The organism is Bifidobacterium stellenboschense, from assembly GCF_000741785.1.
GTDB classification, from domain to species: domain Bacteria; phylum Actinomycetota; class Actinomycetes; order Actinomycetales; family Bifidobacteriaceae; genus Bifidobacterium; species Bifidobacterium stellenboschense.
In genome coordinates this window covers 127407-134974 of sequence record NZ_JGZP01000003.1, presented here as the reverse complement: position 1 = coordinate 134974, position 7568 = coordinate 127407, and the positions used below count along the sequence as shown (strand labels likewise).

Annotated in this window: 3 protein-coding genes; all 3 read right to left on the bottom strand. The window is 67.3% G+C overall.

Annotated features, from left to right (window positions below):
• Positions 1-174: 174 nt before the first annotated feature.
• Positions 175-1713: a glutamate synthase subunit beta gene (locus BSTEL_RS01360; protein ID WP_034526191.1), complete on the bottom strand. Its 1539-nt coding sequence runs from the start codon at positions 1711-1713 to the stop codon at positions 175-177.
• 2 nt (positions 1714-1715) lie between these two features.
• Positions 1716-6287, bottom strand: coding sequence for a glutamate synthase large subunit (gene gltB / locus BSTEL_RS01355; protein ID WP_034526189.1), 4572 nt, complete (start codon positions 6285-6287; stop codon positions 1716-1718).
• 182 nt (positions 6288-6469) lie between these two features.
• Positions 6470-7507, bottom strand: coding sequence for a LacI family DNA-binding transcriptional regulator (locus BSTEL_RS01350; RefSeq protein WP_034526187.1), 1038 nt, complete (start codon positions 7505-7507; stop codon positions 6470-6472).
• Positions 7508-7568 lie beyond the last annotated feature (61 nt).

The following is a 7568-nucleotide window of genomic DNA, read 5'->3' as shown; positions in this document are numbered from 1 at the left end:
ACTGGGAAGGCATTCCCCTGCCCCTGCGGTCGGCTTTGGCCTTGGCGCGACGTTCCGCTCGATTCGGCATCTGCAAGCTCCTTTGGTGTTACGAAAAGAATCCTGCGGTAGATAGTACCGCAGGATTCCCTCATATGCCGGCAATCACATCGACTGACGGCTGGCGTCCCGGAATCAGCGGGGCAGCATCATCGGCCTGGTGCTCGCCTTGATCGGTGCAGGCAGCTCGCTGGTGTGCTCGCTGGACAGGTATTCGTCGACGGCGGCCGCGCAGGAGCGGCCTTCGGCGATGGCCCACACGACGAGGCTCTGGCCGCGGCCGGCGTCGCCGCACACGAACACGCCGTCCTGCGAGGTGGCGAACTTGTCGTCGCGGGCGATGTTGCCGCGCTTGTCGAGTTCGACGGGCAGCTGGTCGACGATGGTCGTGGTGTCCGGGTGGAGGAAGCCCACGGAGATGAGCACCAGGTCGGCGGGCAGCACGCGTTCGGTGCCGGGCTGGCGGGTGAACGGGCCGTTCTCGCCGGGCGCGACGGATACGACCTTGAGGCCGGTCACGTGGCCGTGCTCGTCCGCCACGAAGCCTTCCGCGGTGGTGGAGTTCTCGATGTGGATACGCTCCTGCTCCTCGTCGGAGCCGATGAAGTTCACCGAATCCGTGGAGTACAGGTACTCGCCGCCCTCGGCCATCGACGTGGTCTTCTGGTAGAGGCGGGCGAACGTCGGCCACGGCTGGTTGTCGGGTCGTGTCGAAGGCTCCTTCGGCATGATCTGCAGCACGGTGACGTCCTTCGCGCCCTGTCGGATGGACGTGCCGAGGCAGTCGGAGCCGGTGTCGCCGCCGCCGATGACGATGACGTGCTTGTCCTTGGCGGTGATGTCGTGCTCGAGCGGCGCGCCGTAAATGCGGCGGGTCGCGTCGGGCAGGAACTCCATCGCGAAGTGGATGCCGTCGAGCTCGCGGCCGGGAATCTTCATGTCGCGCGGCACGCGGGAGCCGATGGCGACGACGACCGCGTCGTACCGATCGCGCAGGTCGTCCCAGCTGATGTCCTTGCCGATCTCCACGCCGGTCTCGAAGCGGGTGCCTTCGGCCTCCATCTGCTTGACGCGGCGGTCGAGCAGCGTCTTCTCGAGCTTGAAGTTCGGAATTCCGTAGCGCATGAGGCCGCCGAGCGCGTCGTCCTTCTCGTAGACGACGACGGTGTGGCCGGCGCGCGTGAGCTGCTGCGCGGCGGAGAGGCCGGCGGGGCCGGAGCCGACGACGGCGACGGTCTGGTCGGTGAGTCGCTGCGGCGGCATCGGCTTGACGTAGTCAAGATCCCATGCCTGGTCGATGATCGTGCACTCGTCGTTCTTGATCATCGTCGGCGGCTGGTGGATGCCGAGCACGCAGGCGGATTCGCACAGCGCCGGGCAGATGCGGCCGGTCACTTCCGGGAAGTTGTTGGTCAGGCTCAGACGCTGGTAGGCGTCCTCCCACTGCTCCTGACGGACCAGGTCGTTCCACTCGGGGATGAGGTTGCCGAGCGGGCAGCCGGTCATGCAGAACGGGGTGCCGCAGTCCATGCAGCGGGCCGCCTGTTCGGTGGTCCACGACTGCAGACCGGATTCGGCGTGCACGTCGAACCAGTCCTTGATGCGCTGCTCGACCGGACGCTCGGCCAGCTCGCGGCGGGTGCGGACTTTCAGGAATCCTCTCGGGTCGCCCATGTTCAGCGCGCTCCTTCCATGACGTGCTCGTACACCTGCTCCCAGGCGCCGGGCGTATTGAAATCGATGTGTGCGGCTTCCGCGTCGGCCATGGCCTTCTCCATGGCGATGAAGTGCTTCGGCACGACGTGCGTGAAGCGCTTGGCGTTCTCGTCCCAGTTCTCGAGCAGCGAGGCCGCGAACTCGGAGCCGGTCTCCTCGGCGTGCTTCTTGACGAGCGCGCGGACGAGATCGGAGGTCTCCGCGTCGAGCGGCTCGAACAGCAGCGCGCCGGACTCGATGCCCTCCGGATTGACCTGCTTCATGTCGAGGTCGAGCACATACGTGTTGCCGCCGGAGAAGCCGGCGCCGAAGTTGCGTCCGGTGGGGCCGAGCACGACGACGGTGCCGCCGGTCATGTACTCGCAGCCGTGGTCGCCGACGCCCTCGACCACGAAGGTCGCGCCGGAATTGCGCACGGCGAAGCGTTCGCCGGCGCGGCCCGCGACGAACATCTCGCCGGATGTGGCGCCGAAGCCGGTCACGTTGCCCGCGATCACGTTCTCGTGGCGGTCGAAGGTGACGCCGTCCTCGGCGCGGACGATGAGGCGTCCGCCGGACAGGCCCTTGCCGGCGTAGTCGTTGACCTCGCCGTACACGCGGATGGTCTCGCCGCGCGGGATGAACGCGCCGATGGACTGGCCGCCGGAGCCGTGCAGGGTCATGTCGATGGTGTCGTCGGGCAGGCCGGCGGCGCCGTAGCGGCGGGTGATCTCGTAGCCGACCATCGTGCCGACGGTGCGGTTGACGTTGCGGATCGGCACGTCGATGCGCACCGGCTCCTTCTTCTCCAACGCCGGCCGGGCGAGTTCGATGAGACGGTTGTCGAGCGCCTTCTCGAGCTCGTGGTTCTGCGGCTCGGTGTTGTGCAGGATGGTGCCGGGCACCGGGCCCGCCTGCTTGAGCACGTTGGTCAGGTCGATGCCGTCCGCCTTCCAGCGCTTGATGGCCTCGTCCTGGTCGAGGCACTCGACGTGGCCGACGGCCTCCTCGAGCGTGCGGAAGCCGAGCTGGGCGAGAATCTCGCGCACCTCCTCGGCGATGAACATGAAGAAGTTGACCACGTGCTCGGGCTTGCCGCGGAAGCGGGCGCGCAGCTCCGGATCCTGGGTGGCGATGCCCTGCGGGCAGGTGTTCTTCTGGCAGGCGCGCATCATGACGCAGCCTTCGACGATCAGCGCCGCGGTCGCGAAGCCGAATTCCTCGGCGCCGAGCAGGGCGGCGATGACGACGTCGCGGCCGGTCTTGAGCTCGCCGTCGCACTGGACGACGATGCGGGAGCGCAGGCCGTTGAGAATCAACGTCTGCTGCGTCTCGGACAGGCCGATCTCCCACGGGGTACCCGCGTGGCGGATCGCGTTGAGCGGGGCCGCGCCGGTGCCGCCGTCGTAGCCGGAGATGAGCACCACGTCGGCATGGCACTTGGCCACGCCTGCGGCGATGGTGCCGACGCCGAACTCGGAGACGAGCTTGACATGGACGCGGGCCTTCGGGTTCGCCATCTTCGCATCGTTGATCAGCTGCTTGAGATCCTCGATGGAGTAGATGTCGTGGTGCGGCGGCGGGGAGATGAGCTCCACGCCCGGCGTCGCGTGACGCACGGTCGCAATCCACGGCGGGACCTTCGCGCCCGGCAGGTGGCCGCCCTCGCCCGGCTTGGCGCCCTGGGCGAGCTTGATCTGCAGGTCGGTGGCGTGCACGAGGTAGTCGGAGGTGACGCCGAAGCGCGCGGAGGCGATCTGCTTGATGCGGCTGTAGCGCAGCGGATCCTCGATGCGGTCGTCGGACTCGCCGCCCTCGCCGGAGTTGGAGCGCGCGCCGATCTTGTTCATCGCGATGGCGAGCGTCTCATGCGCCTCCTGGGAGATGGAGCCGTAGCTCATCGCGCCGGTGGAGAAGCGCTTGACGATCTCGCTGGCCGGCTCGACCTCGGAGATGTCGATCGGCTTGCGGTTGTGGTTGAACTTCATCAGGCCACGCAGGGTCATCAGGCGGTTCGAGGTGTCGTCGATGTGGTGCGTGTACTTCTTGAACATGCCGTAGTCGCCGCGCTGGGTGGACTGCTGCAGCAGGAAGATGGCCTCCGGGTCGTTGAGATGGTCCTCGCCGGTGCGACGCCACTTGTAGATGCCGCCCGTGCGCAGGTTGCGGTGCGGCGAGGCGGTCCACTGGTTCGGGTAGGCGACGCGGTGGCGGGAGGCGACCTCCTCGGCGATCTCGTCGAGGCCGACGCCGCCCACGCGGGTGGTGGTGCCGGTGAAGTACTCGTCGACGACGTCCTGGCTCAGGCCCACGGCCTCGAACAGCTGGGCGCCGCGGTAGCTCATGATGGTGGAGACGCCCATCTTCGCCATGATCTTGAGCACGCCGATGGACAGGGCCTTGGTGAGGTTCTTCACTGCGGTGGCCGGATCGACCTTCACGTAGCCTTCGCGCGACAGGTTCTCGACGGATTCGAACGCGAGGTACGGGTTCACGCAGGCCGCGCCGTAGGCGATGAGCAACGCCACGTGATGGATCTCGCGCACGTCGCCGGCCTCGACGGCCATGGAGATCTGCGTGCGGGTGTGGCGACGCAGCAGGTGGTGCTGCACGGCGGAGGTGAGCAGCAGCGACGGGATCGGGCCCCACGTGTGGTTGGAGTCACGGTCGGACAGCACGATGAAGTTGCTGCCGTTGTCGATGGCCTCGTCGATCTCGGCGAAGATCTCGTCCAGGCGCTCCTGGAGGGCTTCGCCGCCGCCGGCCACCTGGTAGAGGCCCTTGACGACGTACGGACGGTAGTAGCCGCCGAGGATGCGCGCCTTGTCGAGACGCTTGAGCTGCGCCATCTCGTCGGAGTCGATGACGGGCAGCGGGATGAGGATCTTCTTCGCGTGCAGCTCGGAATCGGCGAGCAGGTTCGGCTCGGGGCCGATCGCGGATTCGAGGCAGGTGACGATCTCCTCGCGCTCCCAGTCGAGCGGCGGGTTGGTCACCTGCGCGAACTTCTGGTGGAAATAGTCGAAGAGCATGCGCGGGCGCTTGGAGAGCGCGGGCAGCGGGGTGTCGTTGCCCATGGAGCCGAGAGGCTCCTTGCCGGTGTTGGCCATCGGCGTGAGGACGATCTTGAGGTCCTCCTCGGTGTAGCCGAAGGCGCGCTGGCGGCGCTGCACGGACTGGCCGGAGTGGTTGACGTGCTCGCGGGCGGGCAGGTCGCTCATCTCCACGGAATTGCCCTCGACCCACTTGCGGTACGGGTGCTGGGCGGCGAGGGACTTCTTGATCTCCTCGTCCGGGATGATGCGGCCTTCGGCCGTGTCGACCAGGAACATCTTGCCGGGCTCGAGACGACCCTTGGCGACGATGTGCTCCTGCTCGGTCTCGGGCAGGACACCCGCCTCGGAGGCGAGCACGAGGTAGCCGTCATCGGTGAGCTGCCAGCGGCCGGGGCGGAAGCCGTTGCGGTCGAGCAGCGCGCCCACCTGGGTGCCGTCGGTGAAGACGATGTCTGCCGGGCCGTCCCACGGCTCGATGAGCGTGTTGTTGTACTCGTAGAACGCCTTGAGGTCCGGGTCGAGGTCGTCGTTCTTCTCCCAGGCGGGCGGCAGCATCATGCAGATGGCGTGCGGCAGGGAGCGGCCGGCGAGGTGCAGCAGTTCGAGGCATTCGTCGAAGGTGCCGGAGTCGGAGTAGCCGGGCGTGGTGATCGGCAGCAGCGGCTCGAACTCGCCGAGCAGCTCGGAGCTCAGGCGGCCTTCGCGCGCGGACAGCCAGTTGCGATTGCCTTGGATGGTGTTGATCTCGCCGTTGTGGGCGAGCAGGCGGAACGGCTGGGCGAGCGGCCAGCTCGGGAACGTGTTCGTGGAGAAGCGGGAGTGGACGATGGCGATGGTGGCCTTCATGCGCTCGTCGACCAGATCCGGGAAGAAGTGGGTCAGCTGCATGGTGGTCAGCATGCCCTTGTACGTGATGGTGCGGGCGGACAGGGAGGCGAAGTACACGCCCACCTCGTGTTCGACGCGCTTGCGGATGCGGAACGTCTTGCGGTCGAGTTCGATGCCGGCGAGGCCGCCTTCCGGGTCGGCGAGGACGAGCGTCTTGAAGCTCGGCATGGCGGCGAGCGCCTGCAGGCCGAGACCGTCCGGATTGGTGGGCACGACGCGCCAGGCGAGGACTTCGAGGCCTTCCTCGCGGGCGATCTTCGCGATGGCCTGCTCCTGTTGGCCGGAGGTCTCGATGTCGCGGTCGAGGAACGCGATGCCGGCGGCGTAGTGGCCGGCTTCGGGCAGTTCGGCGGGCACGGTGGCGCGCATGAACTCGTCCGGCATGCTCATCAGGATGCCGGCGCCGTCGCCCGTGTTCTCCTCGGCGCCGACCGCGCCGCGGTGGTCGAGGTTGACCAGCACCTCGATGGCGTCCTTGACGATTTTGTGTTCGGGGCGCTTGTTGAGCGTGGTGACCATGCCCACACCGCAGGCGTCATGCTCGTTGGAGGGGTCGTACATTCCATCCGGAGCGTGGACCGTGAGATCAAGCGGGGCTTTGAATGTCACCGAAATCACCTCAATTGGTTGCGGGCGCGCGGAAACGCGCCACTTGGGTCAGTTGCTGTTGACAGCGTAGCGTTGCACTATGTCCTCCGCGTTTCGCTGTCCATATACCGAGTTGCGGAAAAAGTCAATACCCAATTTTAGCCGTTTTCGCAGCACGGCCCGCCGCGACGGTTGACGGCGTGTCAACGCCAGGGTACGTATTCGATCTCGGAGTCCCTGAGCGCGGGCTGGCCTTCGACCACGTCGACGCGGGCGGGCGGCGGCTCCACGCCGTCGCGCCGCGCCTTCACCTGCTCGTAGAGCATGCGGAAGGCGCGCCGACCCATCTCGAGATAGTTCTGTCCGTAGCTGGTCAATGCGGGCGACCACATGGCGGCGAAGTTGCGGTCGTCGAATCCGACGACGCTCACGTCGTCCGGCACCTGGCGCTCCTTCTCCCGCAGTCCGCGGATCACGGCGACAGCGGTCTCGTCGTCGCCGGCGAAGACGGCGGTCACGTCGTCGCGCTCCCCCAGCGCGCGGCCTGCCGCGGCGGCCTCCTCCAGATCGCGGGAGACGACGATCGGTTCGTGAATCACGGCGCCGCGTTCCTCGAGCGCGTCGCGCCAGCCGTCGGTGCGCGTGTTGTCGGTGGGGCCTTTCGGGCGGGTCACGTGGAAGACGGTCTCGTGCCCCAGGTCAAGCAGGTGCATGGTCATCCATCGTCCGGCCTCGCGTTCCGCGTTGACGATCTGCCGATCGGCGTCACCGAATCCGCCGCCGACGACGACCAGCGGCAGGTCCTTCGGCAGGTAGTCGAGCGCCTTGATGCCGGCGCGGTCGTACCGGTAGACGATGGCGCCGGCGGGGCGCACGGACAGGCCCATCCTGACGCGCGCCTCGACGGAGTCCATGTCGGATTCGTCCAAGGAGACGATGTTCATGAGGAACCGGCAGGCGCGCGCCGCCTTCTCGACGCCGTGGTTGGTCTCGGAGGTGGAGAACGCCTCCGGATTGGCGGCGAACACGACCACCGTGTCCATCTCCCGGTTGGACAGGGCGCGCGCGACGACGCTCGGCTCGTAGCCGAGCTCCTCGATGGCCTTGGCGATGCGCGCACGCTTCTCCTCGGAGACCTTCACGGTGCCGTTGAGGTAACGGGAGACGGTGGGCGCGGAGACGCCGGCGAGACGCGCCACGTCCTTGATCACCGGACGGGAATGTCCCGTGCTTCTCGCCATGCCGCGTCTCCTTCCGCCGTGTTCCCTCTCATGTACAACGCCCTAGTTAAGGGGGCGAACC

Excerpts from the sequence above, each read along its gene's own strand:
- BSTEL_RS01360 (WP_034526191.1), bottom strand. The coding sequence starts at position 1,713 with ATGGGCGACCCGAGAGGATTCCTGAAAGTCCGCACCCGCCGCGAGCTG.
- BSTEL_RS01350 (WP_034526187.1), bottom strand. The coding sequence starts at position 7,507 with ATGGCGAGAAGCACGGGACATTCCCGTCCGGTGATCAAGGACGTGGCG.